Here is a 14,894-nt window from a genome sequence, read left to right as displayed (position 1 = left end):
ATGGCTCCTGTGGTCAGGGATCAGTCGAGCGAAGCGTAGAGCATCGTCTTCAGCTCGCGGCGGATCGGGTATAGGCTCGAGGGGCTGAGCTGAGTCATGAAGATCAGGTGCAGCCGCTCGACCGGATCGATGAAGAAGGCGGTCGAGAACATGCCGCCCCAATAATATTCGCCCGGCGATCCGGGGATCATCGTCTTGGCGACGTCCTGCGTCACCGCGAAGCCAAGCCCGAAGCCGACGCCGGCATTGTAGGTCTCGCTGAACAGCGAGCGTGACAGGCTGGCGAGATCGCGACCGCCGGGGAGATGGTTCATCCGCATCAGCTCCAGCGTCTTGCGGCCGAGAATGCGCGCGCCGTCGAGCGTGCCGCCCGCCTCGCACATCCGGCAGAAGCGATGATAGTCGAGCGCGGTCGATACCAGCCCGCCACCGCCCGACAGCAAGCGCGGGCGCTTGCTCCACGCGCTCGCCGCGCCGCGGTCGTAGAGGATGCGATTTCCGTCCGGGCCGACCGCCCAGCAGTCGGTCAGCCGGTCGAGCTCGTCCGCCGGCACCTGGAAGAAGGTGTCGTGCATGCCGAGCGGCGCGAAGATCCGCGTTTCGAAGAAGCGGTCGAGCGTCTCGCCGGACAGGCGCTCGATCACGGCGCCGAGCACGTCGGTCGCCACCGAGTAGTTCCAGCCCTCGCCCGGCGCGAATTCGAGCGGCAATCCGCCGAGCGCGGCGACGAAGCCGTCGAGGTCGTGGTTGCCGTGCCAGCTCTCCAACCGCGACTCGCGATAGGCGGCGTCGACGTTCGAGCGGTTCTGGAAGCCGTAGGTGAAGCCGGCGGTGTGGCGGAGCAGGTCGAGCATCCGCATCGGCTCGGCGACGGGCCGGGTGGCGAAGGGCACGCCGGCACCGCCACCGTTATAGACGCCGGTGTCTCGGAATTCCGGCAGGACGTGATGGACCGGCGTGTCGAGTGCGACCTTCCCCTGTTCGACCAGCATCATGAAGGCGACCGAGGTGATCGGCTTGGTCATCGAGGCGATGCGGAACAGCGACCCTTCGTCGACGGTCGTGCCGCCGTCGCGGGCTGCGCCCTGATGCGAGAAATGCACGATCTCGCCGTCGCGGGCGATCAGCAGCTGTGCGTGCGGCAGGCGGCCGCTGTCGAGATAGCGTTCGGCGATGAAGGCGTCGATCGCCGCCAGCCGCGCGGAATCGAAGCCCCGGCCGTCCATGCGATCTCTCCTCATCCCATACCTCAACTTCGAATTCGAGCGTCTAACCACGGTTGGGTGGGGGAAATCAACAGTAACCTTCCATCGAAAGTAGCATTTTGCGGCAATCTGCCGCAGCAAGGATATCGGCTCTTCCGTACGAATGCGGCGCAGGCTGAAGAAGAGCGCTTCCGTCCCCCGAAAATGCGCTAAGACGAAAGGTGATGATCGACGATCCCGTAGCGCCCGCCGCTCCCCTTTCCGCGCAAGACGAAGTGGCGCTGGGCGCGCCGCTGGTGCCGGGGGCGGACGAAATTGGGCGGATCGCGCAGCGGCGCGACCGGTTGCTCGCCGCATTGACGCTGATCGCCGGCATCGGCCTTGCCGTCGGCACGCCGTTCGCACTGAAATCGGGCGCCGAATTCTTCCTGCCGCTGACCGCCTCGCTGGTCATCGCGATCGCGCTGGTGCCGGTGCTCGAATGGCTGGAGCGGCGCGGCCTGCCGTCGGCGCTTGCCGCCTTGATCTGCCTGTTCGTCTTCCTGGTCGTCGCCAATATCGCGATCGCGGCGATCGTCGTGCCGGCGACCGACTTCTTCCAGCTGCTGCCAAGCCGGATCAGCCGCATCCAGCACAATCTGTCGCCGCTGCTCGACCTCTATTCGACGCTCGAGAAGTCGGTGAACAGGATGTTCCGGCAGATCGCGTCCAGCCCGCCGCGCCAGGCGCAGACCGCCGCGGTGTCGCCGCCCAGCTCGATCCTCGAACTGGCGGCGACCTCGGCGCCGACGGTCATCGTCCAGTTCCTGTTCGGCGTGCTGATCGTCTTCTTCTTCCTGTCCGGCTGGACGCGGATGCGGCGGCGGACGATCACCGGCCGGACCAGCTTCGACGGCGCGATGGCGACGGCGCGCGTGATCCAGGACGTGGTGGATGACGTGTCGGCCTATCTCGGCACGATCACGGCGATCAACATCACCCTGGGCCTCGTCGTCGCCGGCGCGCTCTACTTCATCGGCATGCCGTCGCCCCTGATGTGGGGCGGCATCGTGACGCTGCTCAACTACATCCCCTATTTCGGGCCGGTGATCGCGATGGTGCTGCTCGCGGTCGGCGGGATGATGGTGTTCAGCGACATCTGGGTGGCGATGCTGCCGCCCGCGGTGATGATCGGCTGCCACCTGGTCGAGGCGAATGCGATCACCCCGCTGATCGTCGGGCACCGGCTGACGATCAGCCCGCTGATGATCCTCATCTCGCTGAGCTTCTGGGGCTGGGTCTGGGGCACGGCGGGGGCGCTGCTGGCGGTGCCGCTGCTGATCATCATCCAGACCGTGCTGGGCGCGGCGGGCAAGCCCGACATCGCCGGTTTCCTGTTCGAGCACGGCACGCTGGTGCAGCAGGAGCGCGCGCGGCGCCGGCGAAACGAGGCCGGCGAAGAATAGGCCGTTGACACCCCGATGGGGTTCGCCTAGTCGGCGCGCCTCAACGCTTCCAAGCGGGTGTAGCTCAGTTGGTTAGAGCGCCGGCCTGTCACGCCGGAGGTCGCGGGTTCGAGCCCCGTCACTCGCGCCATTCCCTTTGCGGATGGCCGGATCAGCCGCGAAATGCAGTGCGCCAAAGCGCCGCGTGCCGTCACGCGGGTGTAGCTCAGTTGGTTAGAGCGCCGGCCTGTCACGCCGGAGGTCGCGGGTTCGAGCCCCGTCACTCGCGCCACGCTTCGTCATGGAAGCGTTCCCGATCGAAACGTCGCAAAGGTCGCGCCGACGACGCGTTACGGAACGTCGCAACGGTCGCATCCGCGCGGCGTCGTGGAAAGTCTCAAAAGTCGCACGCGGAGCGGTAGGGACGGCAATGCCCGCAGCCGTGCTGCGGCGCCCGGCATCTGATAAATCCGCTTCCCCGACGGGGTGAGAAAGACGGGCGATCCTACCGTCCCAATCGCCTGTAGGACAGCGTCATCGCCAGCGGCCGGTTTCCATCCACAGCAGCAGCGGCTTGAGCGGCGCGATCCAGACGATCCCCGTCACCAGATAGAAGAGCGCCTGCAGCCACCAGGGCCAGCCGCCGACCATGCCCGACAGGCTGGTGACGAGAATGCACCAGAGCGCGATCAGCGCGAGGATGGCGAACATGCCGGCGGGCTTGCGCCAGGTCGGGGTCATGGGACGATCCATTCCGATTCGGTGACGATGGCGTGGAGTGGCACGTCCCAGGGATCGGGCACCAGCCCGTCCGTCTCCTGCATCGACCAGGCGACGCCGATCCGCCACGCATCCGGGTAGGCCGCAAAGGCGCGATCGTAATGGCCGGCACCCTGGCCGAGCCGGTTGCCGCGCCGGTCGAAGCCGACCAGCGGCGTCAGGATGATGTCGGGGGCGACGTCCGGCGACGTTGCCGCGGGTTGGCGCAGGCCGAACGGACCGACGGCGAGGGGCGCGCCCGGCGACCATGTGAGAAAGCGGACGGGTGTGGCGCGATCGACCACGTGTGGCAGGGCGAGCACGCAGCCCGCGGCGACGGCGGCGCGGGCGAGGGGGGCGGGATCCGCCTCGCTGCCGAGCGGCATGTAGGCGGCAACCACTACATCCGGCGCGAGCCGGTCGAGGAAAACGGAGGAGGGTGTCACCGCACCGACGCGCGCGAAGGCGTCGCGGGCAGCGCGTAGATGACCGCGCAGGATGCGCTTGTCGGTCATGATTGGAACACCGGGCGGGTGGCGGGACCGCCGTGGTCGTTTGCCGGAATATCCACTGACGCCCAATACGTCAGGTGGGGACCATGTACGTCAGGCCAGGGCCTGGGCAGGGACAGCCCCCTTGGATGAAGAATAGCCTCAGGGATGATCGAGGCTCGTGCCGGGCAGTACCCGCCACCGACCGATTTAGGCGTTCGGAGGCGTATGCTCAAGGGCATCAGCCAGACTTTCGAGGCGATCAGCGATTCGCGCCAGCGTCGCCTCGCTGACGGCGGATCCTTCCGGCGCGCGGTTCTCGCTCTCGTCGAGCGCATCGGCCAGCATCAATGCGACGAACAGCATCGCCCGCTCGCCCGGAATGTTGCCGGCGGCGCGCAGCCCGGCCGGCCACCGCTCGGCGATCATCCGTCCGAGCATCTCCAGCCGCGGCTCGCCGCCGTCGCGGCAGGCGACGGTATGCTGACGGCCGCCGATATCCAGCGTGACCTGTGCCATCAGCCGGCGTTGCCCCGCGCGATCACCTCGTCGAGCGCACTGACCGCTTCCGCCATGCGCGCCTTGAGTGCGGCATGGCGGCGGGCGAGCGCGTCGCCGGCCTGGGCGCGCGCGGCGATCGCCGCCTCGATGCGGGCGATGGCGGTGTCGATCCGATCGACGGCGGTGGGGGCATCGGGCATTGCCGGCGAGGTAGGCGCGCGCGGCCGCGGCGGCAAGCGGGCAAACCGTCCGGCGGAGGCAGGCGGTTCGATTCGCGCGAAGACCGGCGCCGTCCGTGGCGTCGATCCGCCGCGGGACGTCTGCCGCCGCCGCACGCCGGTTGACAGCGACACCCCGCCCCCCCCAAAGGCGGGCGCGTCCGGTGCGGCCGGTTGTTCCGGCATCGCGCTGCATTCCCACGAGGAGAATCAGGATGACGGTGAAGGTTGCGATCAACGGCTTCGGACGGATCGGCCGCCTGGTCGCGCGCGCGATGATCGAGCGCGGCGGCGATGAGCTGGAACTGGTCGCGATCAACGACCTGGCCGATGCCAAGTCGAACGCCTGGCTGTTCAGCCGCGACAGCGTCCACGGCAAATATCCGGGCACCGTCACCGCCGAGGGCAATGATCTGGTGATCGACGGCAAGCGCATCCGCGTCACCGCCGAGCGCGATCCCGCCAACCTGCCGCACGCCGAACTGGGCGTCGACCTGGTGCTGGAATGCACCGGCTTCTTCACCGATCGCGCGTCGTGCCAGAAGCACCTCGACGCCGGCGCCAAGAAGGTGCTGATCTCCGCGCCGGGCAAGAACGTCGACCTGACCGTCGTCTATGGCGTCAACCACGACAAGCTGACCGGCGATCACACGATCGTCTCCAACGCGTCGTGCACCACCAACTGCCTGGCGCCGGTCGCCAAGGTGCTGAACGATGCGATCGGCATCGAGCGCGGCCTGATGACCACGGTCCATGCCTATACCAACGACCAGAAGATCCTCGACCAGATCCACCCGGACCTGCGCCGGGCGCGCGCCGCGGCGATGAGCATGATCCCGACGACGACCGGCGCCGCGCGCGCGGTCGGCGAGGTGCTGCCGGAGCTGAAGGGCAAGCTGGACGGATCGGCGATCCGCGTGCCGGTGCCCGACGTCAGCCTGGTCGACCTGACCTTCACCCCGGCGCGCGACGTCACGAAGGACGAGGTCAACGCGCTGCTCAAGGCCGCGGCCGAGGACGGCCCGCTGAAGGGGGTGCTGGTCTATTCGGACGAGCCGCTGGTCTCGATCGACCTGATGCATTCGCCGCAGTCGTCGACCGTCGACAGCCTGGAGACGGCGGTGATCGACGGCAAGCTGGTCCGCGTGGTCAGCTGGTACGACAATGAATGGGGCTTCTCCAACCGCATGGTCGACACCGCGACCGCGATGGCCAAGTTCCTGTAAAGACGCCGCCATGCATGACATCGTCATGGCGGGCCTAGCGAAGCGATCCAGGGCGCCGCGCGCGACGCCCTGGATTGCCGCGTCGCTTCGCTCCTCGCCATGACGGAGGAGCCCGTGGGCGTGCTCGCCGGGATCGCCCGCCATGCCTTTCCCAAGGCGCCGATGGAATTGGTCGATCATGTCGACGTCACCGTCGACGGCGGCCTGCACGGCGATTTCCGCGGTGCGGTCAAGCCCGGCGGGCGCGGCCGGCGTCAGGTGACGCTGATGGAGGCGGGCGACTGGGCGGCGGCGATGGCCGAGCTGGACCATGCGATCCCGTGGCAGGAACGGCGCGCCAATTTGCTCGTCGAGCATCTCGACCTGCCGCAGACGGCCGGAACGTTGATCGGCATCGGCGCCGAGGTCGTGCTGGAAATCACCGTTGAATGCGACCCATGCAGCCGCATGGAGACGATCGCCACCGGCCTGAAGGCGGCGCTGACCCCCGACTGGCGGGGCGGCGCCTGTTCGCGCGTCAGGCGCGGCGGACGGATTGCGGTCGGCGATCCCATCCATATTCTCGATCCTTCGCAAGGACTGTAAGACATGACGAGCAAGCCATTCAAAACGCTCGATGATATCGGTGATGTCACAGGCAAGCGCGTGCTGGTGCGCGAGGATCTGAACGTGCCGATGGCGGACGGGCAGGTGACCGACGATACGCGTCTGCGCGCGACGCTGGCGACGGTGACCGAGCTGGCGGATCGCGGCGCGATCGTGCTGGTTCTGGCGCATTTCGGCCGCCCCAAGGGCCAGCGTCATCCCGACATGTCGCTGGCGATGATCACCAAACCCTATGCGCAGGTGCTCGGCCGGCCGGTGCGCTTCGTCGATTGGGACGGGGCGGCGGATGCCGTCGCGCAGATGCAGCCGGGCGACATTGCGGTGCTGGAGAACACGCGCTTCTTCGCCGGCGAGGAGAAGAACGACGCGGAGACGGTGCAGACCTTCGCCGCGATCGGCGATCTCTACGTCAACGATGCCTTTTCCGCCGCGCACCGTGCCCATGCCTCGACCGAGGGGCTGGCGCGGGTGCTGCCGGCCTTTGCGGGGCGGGCGATGGAGGCGGAGCTCGACGCGCTGGAGACGGCGCTGGGCAAGCCCGAACATCCCGTCGCCGCGGTGGTCGGCGGGGCGAAGGTGTCGACCAAGCTCGACGTGCTCAAGCATCTGGTCGGCAAGGTCGACCATCTGATCATCGGCGGCGGCATGGCCAACACCTTCCTCGCCGCGCGCGGCGTGAACGTCGGCAAGTCGCTGTGCGAGCATGATCTGACCGGCACGGCCGAGGCGATCCTCGATGCCGCCGACGCGGCGAACTGCACCGTCCATCTGCCCTATGACGTCGTGGTGGCGACCGAATTCCGGGCGAACCCGCCGGTGCGCACCGTCAACGTGCATGAGGTCGCCGCGGACGAGATGATCCTCGACGTCGGGCCGAGCGCGGTCGAGGCGCTGGGCGACGTGCTGAAGAACTGCCGCACGCTGGTGTGGAACGGTCCGCTCGGCGCATTCGAGACGCCGCCGTTCGACGTCGCCACGGTCAGCCTGGCGCGGACCGCGGCGGCGCTGACCCAGGAAGGGACATTGGTGTCGGTGGCGGGCGGCGGCGATACCGTCGCGGCGCTCAATCAGGCGGGCGTCGCAGGTGATTTCTCCTTCGTGTCGACCGCCGGCGGGGCGTTCCTGGAGTGGATGGAGGGCAAGGAATTGCCCGGCGTCGCGGCGCTGACGCGGTGATTGCCGCGCCGCCGCGGCGCGGCTAACGCACGACGGCGACGCATACGTATGCATAAAGGAGAATGGGGATGATGGACACCGCCGCGATGACCGCGAAAATGGGCAAGGGCGACGGCTTCATCGCCGCGCTCGACCAATCGGGCGGGTCCACCCCCAAGGCGCTGAAGGGCTATGGCATCGAGGACGGCGCCTGGTCGAACGACGCCGAGATGTTCGACCTGATCCACCAGATGCGCGTCCGCATCATCACCTCGCCCGCCTTCACCGGCAATAAGGTGATCGGCGCGATCCTGTTCGAGCGGACGATGGATGGCGAGGCGAACGGCAAGCCGGTGCCGGCCGCGCTGCACGACCGCGGCGTCGTGCCGTTCCTGAAGATCGACAAGGGTCTGGAGGACGAGGCGAACGGCGTCCAGCTGATGAAGCCGATCCCCGGCCTCGCCGACCTGCTCGGCCGGGCGCGCGCGCTCGGCGTGTTCGGCACCAAGGAGCGGTCGGTGGTCAATCTCGCCAATCGCGAGGGGATCGCGGCGGTGGTGCGCCAGCAGTTCGAGGTCGCCGAAGAGGTGATCGCCTGCGGCCTGATGCCGATCATCGAGCCCGAGGTGAACATCAAGAGCGCCGAGCGTGCCGAGGCGGACGCGATCCTCACCGACGAACTGCTCAAGGCGCTGGATGCGCTCGACGCGGGCAAGACGGTGATGCTCAAGCTGTCGCTGCCGGCAAAGCCTGGCAGCTATGACGCGCTGATCGCCCATCCCAAGGTGCTGCGCGTCGTCGCGCTGTCGGGGGGCTACAGCCGCACCGACGCCTGCCGCGAACTGGCCAAGAACCCCGGCATGATCGCGAGCTTCAGCCGCGCCCTGCTGGAGGATCTGCGCGCCGGCATGAGCGATGCCGAGTTCGATCAGGCGCTGGGCGAGGCGATCGACGAAATCTACCAGGCGTCGACGCACAAGGTCGCCGAGGCGGCGTAACGGCCGTCTCACCCTCATCCTTCCGGCGCTTCCCGCCTCCCTCCCTCTCCCACCGGGAGAGGGAAGAGGTCGCACAGCGACCGATAGGGTGAGGATGACTATCGTCATGACCGATCGCGCGATACAGCGCGCGCATGACCCTCGACGAAGACCCGCTCGGCCCGCTCGATCCCGATTTCGCCGCCGCCTTCCAGCGCGACCAGTCGCGGCCCGACTGCCAATTGTACCTGATCTCGCCGCTCGACGTCGGCGGGGCGTTCCCGGACCGGCTGGCGCGGGCGCTCGACGTCGGGCCGGTCGCCGCCTTCCAGTTCCGCGTCAAGGACATCGACCAGCATAGCGCCGCGCGCCTGGCCGAGCCGCTGCAGCGGATCTGCGCCGATCGCGACGTCGCCTTCATCGTCAACGACAGCGTCAGCCTGGCCAAAAGGATCGGCGCGGATGGCGTCCACCTCGGCCAGGGCGATGGCGACGCGCGCGAAGCGCGCAGCCTGCTCGGTCCGGCGGTGCAGATCGGCGTGACCTGCCACGACAGTCGCCATCTGGCGATGGAGGCGGGCGAGGCGGGCGCCGATTATGTCGCCTTCGGCAGCTTCTACCCGACCACGACCAAGCAGGTCGAGCATCATCCCGAGCCGGTGATCCTGTCCTGGTGGTCGGCGCTGTTCGAGCTGCCCTGCGTGGCGATCGGCGGCATCACGCCGGCCAATGCCGCGCCGCTGATCCGCGCCGGCGCGGACTTTCTGGCGGTGTCCGGCGCGGTGTGGAACGGCGACGAGGCGGCGGCGGTGCAGGCCTTTGCCGCAGTGCTGGCGGATCATTCCGGCCGGGAAACAACGGGTCGCTGAGCCGTTTCCCTTCCACATCCATGTGGGAGGTTGCATGTTCAAGCGTTCCTTTGCCGCCGCGGCCGCTCTGGTCGCGCTCGCCGGTGCCACCGAAGGGCGGGGGCAGGCGCCGGCGGCGCCGGCATCCGCCGCCAAGCCGACGACGATCGACCGGTCGATCCTGCACGTCCAGGTGATCCTCGACTCGCTCGGCTTCGGGCCCGGTGTGCTCGACGGCAAGGGCGGCCAGTCGCTGACCGCGGCGCTGAAGGGCTTCCAGGAGGCGAAGGGGTTGCCGATCACCGGCAAGCCCGACCAGCGCACGTTGCAGGCGCTCTATCCCTATCGCGCCAAGCGCCCGACCGCGCGCTTCGTGCTGACGCAGGAGGCGCTGGCGGGGCCGTTCGTCGGCCCGCTGCCCAAGGATTACGCCAAGCAGGCCGAGCTGCCGACGCTCGGCTACGCCGATCCGATGGAAAAGCTGGCGGAGATGTTCCACACCACCAAGGCCACGCTGATCGCGCTGAATTCGCCCGATACGCGGCTGAAGGTCGGCGATGCGATCGTCGTCCCCAACGATCTGCCCGCGTCGCGCAACTATGATCCCAAGCTGCCCGATCACTGGCGCGCGACGCTCAACATGCTCAACGTCGATGCCAACCAGCCGGTCGCCGATCACGTTGTCGTCGACAAGTCGGACGGCGTGCTGCGCGTGCTCGACGCGCAGGACAAATTGATCGCGCAATTCAGCGCGACCATGGGGTCGAGCCACGACCCGCTTCCGCTCGGCACCTGGAAGATCTACGGCGCCGACTATAATCCCAAGTTCCACTACAATCCCGCGCTGTTCTGGGACGCCAAGAAGGGCGACAAGAAGGAGATGCTGCCCGCCGGTCCGAACGGCCCGGTCGGCGTCGTCTGGCTCGACCTGTCGAAGGAGCATTACGGCATCCACGGCACGCCCAATCCCGAACTGATCGGCCGGACCGAAAGCCACGGCTGTATCCGCCTGACCAATTGGGATGCGGCGCGGCTGGCGCAGATGATCAAGCCGGGCACCAAGGCGGTGTTCCAGGCCTGATCGCATGCCGCGACTGTTCTGGGCGATCCTCGCACTGATCGTGCTCGTCGCGGCGGCCTTCGTCGCGACCACCCGCTTCGGCACGGCGGAGGAGGGGGCGCCGGTCGTCCGCACGCTGACGACGAAGATCGAGCGGCTGTTGCCGCGTCGACAGGGCGCGGCAAACGGCGGGAGCTGGCGAATCCCGGTCGCGGGGGTACGGCGGGCGGCCTTGTACGACAGCTGGGGCGATGCGCGAGAAGGCGGGGCGCGCGGACATCACGGTCTGGACATTCCCGCCGCCTCCGGCACGCCGGTGCTCGCCGCGGCAGACGGGCGGGTCGAGAAGCTGTTCCAGTCCACCCGCGGCGGCACGACCATCTACGTCCGCACCGCTGATCCGCGCTGGGTCCATTATTATGCCCACCTCGCCGGCTATGCGCCCGGTCTTGCCGAGGGGCAGGCGGTGCGCGCCGGGCAGACGATCGGCTTCGTCGGCGACACGGGCGATGCGGGCGCGGGCAATTACCATCTGCATTTCGGCGTGCAGCGGATGGCACCGGGCGAAGGCTGGTGGCAGGGCCAAGATGTCGATCCCTACCCGATGCTTGCCGGAAAGGCGGCCGCGCGGTAAAGGCTGCCGCCTTCCGGGTGCGACCCCGACGGGAACGTCGCGCCCACTCGCTCTTTCCAGTAGGTTCAGATCATGAAGATCAGCGGCGTGGACATCCGTCCCGGCAATATCATCGAATATGAAGGCGGCATCTGGCGCGCGGTCAAGATTCAGCACACCCAGCCCGGCAAGGGCGGCGCCTACATGCAGGTCGAGCTGAAGAACCTGCGCGACGGCCGCAAGAACAACGTCCGCTTCCGCTCCGCCGAGACGGTCGAGCGCGTCCGCCTCGACACCAAGGACTTCCAGTTCCTGTTCGCCGAGGGCGACGGCCTGGTCTTCATGGACAAGGACACCTACGACCAGGTGACGCTGCCGCGCGACCTGCTCGGCGACGCCGCCGCCTTCCTGCAGGACGGCATGGACGTGGTCATGGAAATGTATGACGAGGAAGCGATCAGCGTCCAGCTGCCCGACACGATCGAGGCGACGATCGTCGAGGCGGACGCGGTGGTGAAGGGGCAGACCGCCTCGTCCAGCTACAAGCCCGCGATCCTCGACAATGGCGTGCGCATCATGGTGCCGCCTCATATCGCCAGCGGTACGCGCATCGTCGTCGACGTCTACAACCAGGAATATGTCCGCCGCGCGGACTGAGCCTGAACCCTCTCCCTCCAGGAGTTTCAGGTCGATCATGCCCCAGGCATGATCTAAACGGTGCGGGGCACCGTTTACCTGAAACTGGTGGCCGAGCGTCGCGAGGTCGGGTGACGGCAGTGGCCCATCCCGTCCTCACCCTCCCACCGCCTGACGGCGGCGGGCCCAGCTGCGGGGTGGTTCACACCCCGTGTCATCCAGGGCATGCCGGTGGCATGCCCGACCCCGTCACTCTCTCCTGACAGGAGAGGGGATATGGAAAGCACCATGCCCTCCCATTCCGGTCTCTTCACCGTCATCGAACGTGCCGCCCGCAAGGCGGGGCCGCGGCTGCGGCGCGACTTCAACGAGGTCCAGCATCTACAGGTCAGCCGCAAGGGGCCGGCGGACTTCGTCTCGATCGCCGACAAGCGCGCCGAGCAGACGTTGTTCGAGGAGTTGCAGCGGGCGCGGCCGGACTGGGGCTTTCTGATGGAGGAGGGCGGCGAGGTCGCGGGCGACCCCAACAAGCCGCGCTTCATCATCGACCCGCTCGACGGCACCAGCAACTTCCTGCACGGCATCCCCCATTTCGCCATCTCGATCGCGGTCGAGGAGCCGCTGCCCAACGGCATGCGCGAGGTGACCACGGCGCTGGTCTACCAGCCGATCACCGACGAGAGCTTCTGGGCGGAAAAGGGCCGCGGCGCCTGGCACACCGACCAGCGGCTGCGCGTCTCGGCGCGGCGCGACCTGTCGGAGGCGCTGATCGCCACCGGCATCCCGTTCCTGGGCCACGGCAATTTCGCCGAGTGGAGCAGGATCTTCGGGGCGATCGCGCCGGAAGTCGCGGGCATCCGCCGGTTCGGATCGGCGGCGCTCGATCTCGCCTGGGTCGCGGCGGGGCGGTTCGACGGCTATTGGGAATCGGGGCTGAAGCCCTGGGACACGGCGGCGGGCCTGCTGCTGGTCAAGGAAGCGGGCGGCTATGTCACCGACTTCCGCGGTGCCGATCGGGCGATGGAGCGCAACGAGTTCCTCGCCGCCAACGACGGCCTGCACAGCAAGCTGCACAAATTGGTGGCGGGCGCGCTGCGCTAAACCAACCGGCGTCTCGCACTTACCCTCACCCTGTCGTCGGCTGCGCCGCCTCTTCCCTCTCCCGGCGGGAGAGGGAGGGATCGCCGTGGGCGCGGATGGGTGAGGGTGGATGTCGTATCGCGGATGGGTGAGGGTGGATGTCGTATCGCGGATGGGTGAGGGTGGATGTCGTATCATCGCCTCCTGCGATTCATTCTCACACCCCCATGGCCTTGCCCGGTCCCGGCCACGGGCCTAAAGCGGCGCCATCCACTTCGCACGTGCGAGAAGCCTCTTGGTCGACCTGTCGCAATATCTTCCGATCCTCATCTTCCTGGGCATCGCGCTCGCGCTGTCGAGCGCCTTCGTGTTCCTGCCCATGGCGGTCGCCCGGCTGACCGGCGCGCACAAGCCGAACGAGCAGAAGCTCAGCGAATATGAGTGCGGCTTCCCCGCCTTTGAGGATCCGCGCAGCCAGTTCGACGTGCGATTTTATCTGATCGCCATTCTGTTCATCATCTTCGATCTCGAAGCAGCCTTCCTATATCCTTGGGCAGTCAGCGTTTTTACGCTCGGCTGGACCGCGTGGATCTCCATGATGATCTTCATCGGCGAGCTGGCGCTGGGACTCGTATACGCCTGGAAGAAGGGAGCGTTGGATTGGGAATGACCCCCACATCCGGACCCGTTGAGCTCAATCGCGCGGCCGGCGCCTCGTCGCTGGTGCCGCCCGACCAGGGCTTTTTCGACAGCCTGAACGGTGAGCTGACCGACAAGGGCTTTCTGGTCACCTCGACCGAGGAGCTGTTCCAGTGGGCCCGCACCGGCTCGCTGTGGTGGATGACCTTCGGCCTCGCCTGCTGCGCGGTCGAGATGATCCACGTCAACATGCCGCGCTATGATCTGGAGCGGTTCGGCGCCGCGCCGCGCGCGTCGCCGCGCCAGTCGGACGTGATGATCGTCGCCGGCACGTTGTGCAACAAGATGGCGCCGGCGCTCCGCAAGGTCTACGATCAGATGTCGGAGCCCAAATACGTCATCTCGATGGGCAGCTGCGCCAATGGCGGCGGCTATTACCATTACAGCTATTCGGTGGTGCGCGGCTGCGACCGCGTCGTGCCGGTCGACATCTACGTGCCCGGCTGCCCGCCGACCGCGGAGGCGTTGCTGTACGGCATCATGCAGCTGCAGCGGAAGATCCGTCGCGCCGGGAGCATCGAACGGTGAGGGCGCCCGCACCCGCTTATGCCGCGCATCTCAACGATGCGACGATCGAGCTGGCGCAGGCGACGCTCGGCGCCGCGCTGAGCCATGCGGTGGCGGAGGTCGGCGAGGTCAAGCTGTACGTCGCGCGCGAGGACATCGTCCGCGCGCTGACCGCGCTGCGCGACACGCCGGGCCTCGAATATCAGCAGCTTATGGAGATCGCCGGCGTCGATTATCCGGAACGCCCCGAGCGGTTCGAGGTCGTCTACTGCCTGTTGTCGCTGACCCGCAACCATCGCCTGCACGTCCATGTCTCGACCGACGACGTGAAGCCGGTGCCGTCGGTGACGGGGATCTGGCCGGTCGCCGGCTGGCTCGAGCGCGAGATCTACGACCTGTACGGCGTGCTGTTCAGCGGCAACGCCGACCTGCGCCGCATCCTGACCGACTATGGCTTCCGCGGCCATCCGCTGCGCAAGGACTTCCCGATGACCGGGTTCGTCGAGATGCGCTATTCGGAGGAGGAGAAGCGCGTCGTCTACCAGCCGGTGAGCCTCGCGCAGGACTTCCGCAACTTCGACTTCCAGAGCCCGTGGGAGGGCGCGGAATATGTCCTTCCCGGCGACGAGAAGGGCATGCTGCCGGAGGCCAAGGGCGCGCCGACGCCGCTGAAGGCGGATGAGATCCAGAAGGCTGACGCCACCAGGACGCCGACCGAGGCGCCGAAGGCGGGCAGCGAGCCCTATGCCAAGACGACCACGACCGACACCGGCAAGACCGGCGCGGGCGAGGCGCATGGCGGCAACAAGGCCGAGAGCAAGCCGCAGGAGTCGGACGTGGTGCCGACCAAGGGTGAAGGACAGAACCAGTGAGCGACTATGTCAGCGAG

General features: G+C 67.7%; 18 protein-coding genes and 2 tRNA genes. 15 read left to right on the top strand and 5 right to left on the bottom strand.

The window, feature by feature from the left end; translation table 11 throughout:
• Window positions 1–20 precede the first annotated feature (20 nt).
• Window positions 21–1,226: a serine hydrolase domain-containing protein gene (locus tag ACU5AX_RS03525; RefSeq protein ID WP_446689681.1), complete on the bottom strand. Its 1,206-nt coding sequence runs from the start codon at window positions 1,224–1,226 to the stop codon at window positions 21–23.
• 203 nt (window positions 1,227–1,429) lie between these two features.
• On the opposite strand from ACU5AX_RS03525, the gene ACU5AX_RS03520 reads away from it, so the two are divergent.
• From ACU5AX_RS03520 to ACU5AX_RS03510, 3 genes are all read left to right on the top strand, one after another.
• A complete protein-coding gene (locus ACU5AX_RS03520) occupies window positions 1,430–2,650 on the top strand; it encodes an AI-2E family transporter (RefSeq protein ID WP_198352724.1) in 1,221 nt (406 codons plus the stop codon).
• Between the two features lie 53 nt (window positions 2,651–2,703).
• Window positions 2,704–2,780, top strand: a tRNA-Asp gene (locus ACU5AX_RS03515).
• Window positions 2,781–2,844: 64 nt separating this feature from the next.
• Window positions 2,845–2,921 (top strand) — tRNA-Asp (locus tag ACU5AX_RS03510).
• A 242-nt stretch (window positions 2,922–3,163) separates the two neighbouring features.
• Here the strand turns inward: ACU5AX_RS03510 and ACU5AX_RS03505 are convergent.
• The 4 genes from ACU5AX_RS03505 to ACU5AX_RS03490 form a co-directional block, all read right to left on the bottom strand.
• Entirely contained in the window at window positions 3,164–3,370 is a 207-nt protein-coding gene (locus ACU5AX_RS03505) for a DUF2842 domain-containing protein (RefSeq protein ID WP_198352725.1), read from the bottom strand.
• The gene (locus tag ACU5AX_RS03500; protein WP_446689680.1) at window positions 3,367–3,903 is read right to left on the bottom strand and encodes a 5-formyltetrahydrofolate cyclo-ligase; all 537 of its coding nucleotides are present in this window, start codon (window positions 3,901–3,903) and stop codon (window positions 3,367–3,369) included. The genes ACU5AX_RS03505 and ACU5AX_RS03500 overlap by 4 nt, the downstream gene beginning before the upstream one ends.
• Before the next feature lie 186 nt (window positions 3,904–4,089).
• A complete protein-coding gene (locus tag ACU5AX_RS03495; RefSeq protein WP_198352727.1) occupies window positions 4,090–4,398 on the bottom strand; it encodes a cell division protein ZapA in 309 nt (102 codons plus the stop codon).
• The gene (locus tag ACU5AX_RS03490) at window positions 4,398–4,580 is read right to left on the bottom strand and encodes a hypothetical protein (protein ID WP_198352728.1); all 183 of its coding nucleotides are present in this window, start codon (window positions 4,578–4,580) and stop codon (window positions 4,398–4,400) included. The genes ACU5AX_RS03495 and ACU5AX_RS03490 overlap by 1 nt, the downstream gene beginning before the upstream one ends.
• Window positions 4,581–4,813: 233 nt before the next feature.
• Here ACU5AX_RS03490 and gap point away from each other — a divergent pair, with 233 nt between their 5' ends.
• The 12 genes from gap to ACU5AX_RS03430 all read left to right on the top strand — a co-directional run bounded on the left by gap (window position 4,814) and on the right by ACU5AX_RS03430 (window position 14,877).
• A complete protein-coding gene (gap, locus tag ACU5AX_RS03485) occupies window positions 4,814–5,824 on the top strand; it encodes a type I glyceraldehyde-3-phosphate dehydrogenase (RefSeq protein ID WP_446689678.1) in 1,011 nt (336 codons plus the stop codon).
• Window positions 5,825–5,923: 99 nt separating this feature from the next.
• Complete coding sequence (locus ACU5AX_RS03480) at window positions 5,924–6,409, top strand: MOSC domain-containing protein (protein ID WP_446689677.1); 486 nt, start codon at window positions 5,924–5,926, stop codon at window positions 6,407–6,409.
• A 3-nt stretch (window positions 6,410–6,412) separates the two neighbouring features.
• Complete coding sequence (locus tag ACU5AX_RS03475; protein ID WP_446689676.1) at window positions 6,413–7,606, top strand: phosphoglycerate kinase; 1,194 nt, start codon at window positions 6,413–6,415, stop codon at window positions 7,604–7,606.
• 71 nt (window positions 7,607–7,677) lie between these two features.
• The gene (locus tag ACU5AX_RS03470) at window positions 7,678–8,583 is read left to right on the top strand and encodes a fructose bisphosphate aldolase (protein WP_446690460.1); all 906 of its coding nucleotides are present in this window, start codon (window positions 7,678–7,680) and stop codon (window positions 8,581–8,583) included.
• 134 nt (window positions 8,584–8,717) lie between these two features.
• Window positions 8,718–9,431 carry a thiamine phosphate synthase gene (thiE, locus tag ACU5AX_RS03465; RefSeq protein ID WP_446689675.1) on the top strand — a complete coding sequence of 238 codons (714 nt, stop codon included), beginning with the start codon at window positions 8,718–8,720 and terminating at the stop codon, window positions 9,429–9,431.
• Window positions 9,432–9,465: 34 nt separating this feature from the next.
• The gene (locus ACU5AX_RS03460; protein ID WP_446689674.1) at window positions 9,466–10,491 is read left to right on the top strand and encodes a L,D-transpeptidase family protein; all 1,026 of its coding nucleotides are present in this window, start codon (window positions 9,466–9,468) and stop codon (window positions 10,489–10,491) included.
• A 4-nt stretch (window positions 10,492–10,495) separates the two neighbouring features.
• Window positions 10,496–11,104 carry a M23 family metallopeptidase gene (locus ACU5AX_RS03455; RefSeq protein ID WP_446689673.1) on the top strand — a complete coding sequence of 203 codons (609 nt, stop codon included), beginning with the start codon at window positions 10,496–10,498 and terminating at the stop codon, window positions 11,102–11,104.
• Between the two features lie 72 nt (window positions 11,105–11,176).
• Entirely contained in the window at window positions 11,177–11,740 is a 564-nt protein-coding gene (gene efp, locus ACU5AX_RS03450) for an elongation factor P (protein ID WP_198352735.1), read from the top strand.
• Window positions 11,741–12,007: 267 nt separating this feature from the next.
• Complete coding sequence (locus tag ACU5AX_RS03445; protein WP_446690459.1) at window positions 12,008–12,820, top strand: inositol monophosphatase family protein; 813 nt, start codon at window positions 12,008–12,010, stop codon at window positions 12,818–12,820.
• A gap of 274 nt (window positions 12,821–13,094) precedes the next feature.
• On the top strand, window positions 13,095–13,469 hold the full coding sequence (gene ndhC / locus ACU5AX_RS03440) for an NADH-quinone oxidoreductase subunit A (protein WP_198352736.1): 375 nt from the start codon (window positions 13,095–13,097) through the stop codon (window positions 13,467–13,469).
• On the top strand, window positions 13,466–14,026 hold the full coding sequence (locus ACU5AX_RS03435) for a NuoB/complex I 20 kDa subunit family protein (RefSeq protein ID WP_198352737.1): 561 nt from the start codon (window positions 13,466–13,468) through the stop codon (window positions 14,024–14,026). The genes ndhC and ACU5AX_RS03435 overlap by 4 nt, the downstream gene beginning before the upstream one ends.
• Window positions 14,023–14,877, top strand: coding sequence for an NADH-quinone oxidoreductase subunit C (locus ACU5AX_RS03430; RefSeq protein WP_446689672.1), 855 nt, complete (start codon window positions 14,023–14,025; stop codon window positions 14,875–14,877). The genes ACU5AX_RS03435 and ACU5AX_RS03430 overlap by 4 nt, the downstream gene beginning before the upstream one ends.
• The last annotated feature ends 17 nt before the right edge of the window (window positions 14,878–14,894 follow it).

Source organism: Sphingomonas benefaciens (assembly GCF_052907485.1).
Note: the sequence above shows the minus strand (reverse complement) of the source record. Positions and strands in the feature narration are given on the sequence as shown.

Excerpts from the sequence above, each read along its gene's own strand:
- ACU5AX_RS03525 (WP_446689681.1), bottom strand. The coding sequence starts at position 1,226 with ATGGACGGCCGGGGCTTCGATTCCGCGCGGCTGGCGGCGATCGACGCC.
- ACU5AX_RS03520 (WP_198352724.1), top strand. The coding sequence starts at position 1,430 with ATGATCGACGATCCCGTAGCGCCCGCCGCTCCCCTTTCCGCGCAAGAC.
- ACU5AX_RS03505 (WP_198352725.1), bottom strand. The coding sequence starts at position 3,370 with ATGACCCCGACCTGGCGCAAGCCCGCCGGCATGTTCGCCATCCTCGCG.
- ACU5AX_RS03500 (WP_446689680.1), bottom strand. The coding sequence starts at position 3,903 with ATGACCGACAAGCGCATCCTGCGCGGTCATCTACGCGCTGCCCGCGAC.
- ACU5AX_RS03495 (WP_198352727.1), bottom strand. The coding sequence starts at position 4,398 with ATGGCACAGGTCACGCTGGATATCGGCGGCCGTCAGCATACCGTCGCC.
- ACU5AX_RS03490 (WP_198352728.1), bottom strand. The coding sequence starts at position 4,580 with ATGCCCGATGCCCCCACCGCCGTCGATCGGATCGACACCGCCATCGCC.
- gap (WP_446689678.1), top strand. The coding sequence starts at position 4,814 with ATGACGGTGAAGGTTGCGATCAACGGCTTCGGACGGATCGGCCGCCTG.
- ACU5AX_RS03480 (WP_446689677.1), top strand. The coding sequence starts at position 5,924 with ATGACGGAGGAGCCCGTGGGCGTGCTCGCCGGGATCGCCCGCCATGCC.
- ACU5AX_RS03475 (WP_446689676.1), top strand. The coding sequence starts at position 6,413 with ATGACGAGCAAGCCATTCAAAACGCTCGATGATATCGGTGATGTCACA.
- ACU5AX_RS03470 (WP_446690460.1), top strand. The coding sequence starts at position 7,678 with ATGGACACCGCCGCGATGACCGCGAAAATGGGCAAGGGCGACGGCTTC.
- thiE (WP_446689675.1), top strand. The coding sequence starts at position 8,718 with ATGACCCTCGACGAAGACCCGCTCGGCCCGCTCGATCCCGATTTCGCC.
- ACU5AX_RS03460 (WP_446689674.1), top strand. The coding sequence starts at position 9,466 with ATGTTCAAGCGTTCCTTTGCCGCCGCGGCCGCTCTGGTCGCGCTCGCC.
- ACU5AX_RS03455 (WP_446689673.1), top strand. The coding sequence starts at position 10,496 with ATGCCGCGACTGTTCTGGGCGATCCTCGCACTGATCGTGCTCGTCGCG.
- efp (WP_198352735.1), top strand. The coding sequence starts at position 11,177 with ATGAAGATCAGCGGCGTGGACATCCGTCCCGGCAATATCATCGAATAT.
- ACU5AX_RS03445 (WP_446690459.1), top strand. The coding sequence starts at position 12,008 with ATGCCCTCCCATTCCGGTCTCTTCACCGTCATCGAACGTGCCGCCCGC.
- ACU5AX_RS03435 (WP_198352737.1), top strand. The coding sequence starts at position 13,466 with ATGACCCCCACATCCGGACCCGTTGAGCTCAATCGCGCGGCCGGCGCC.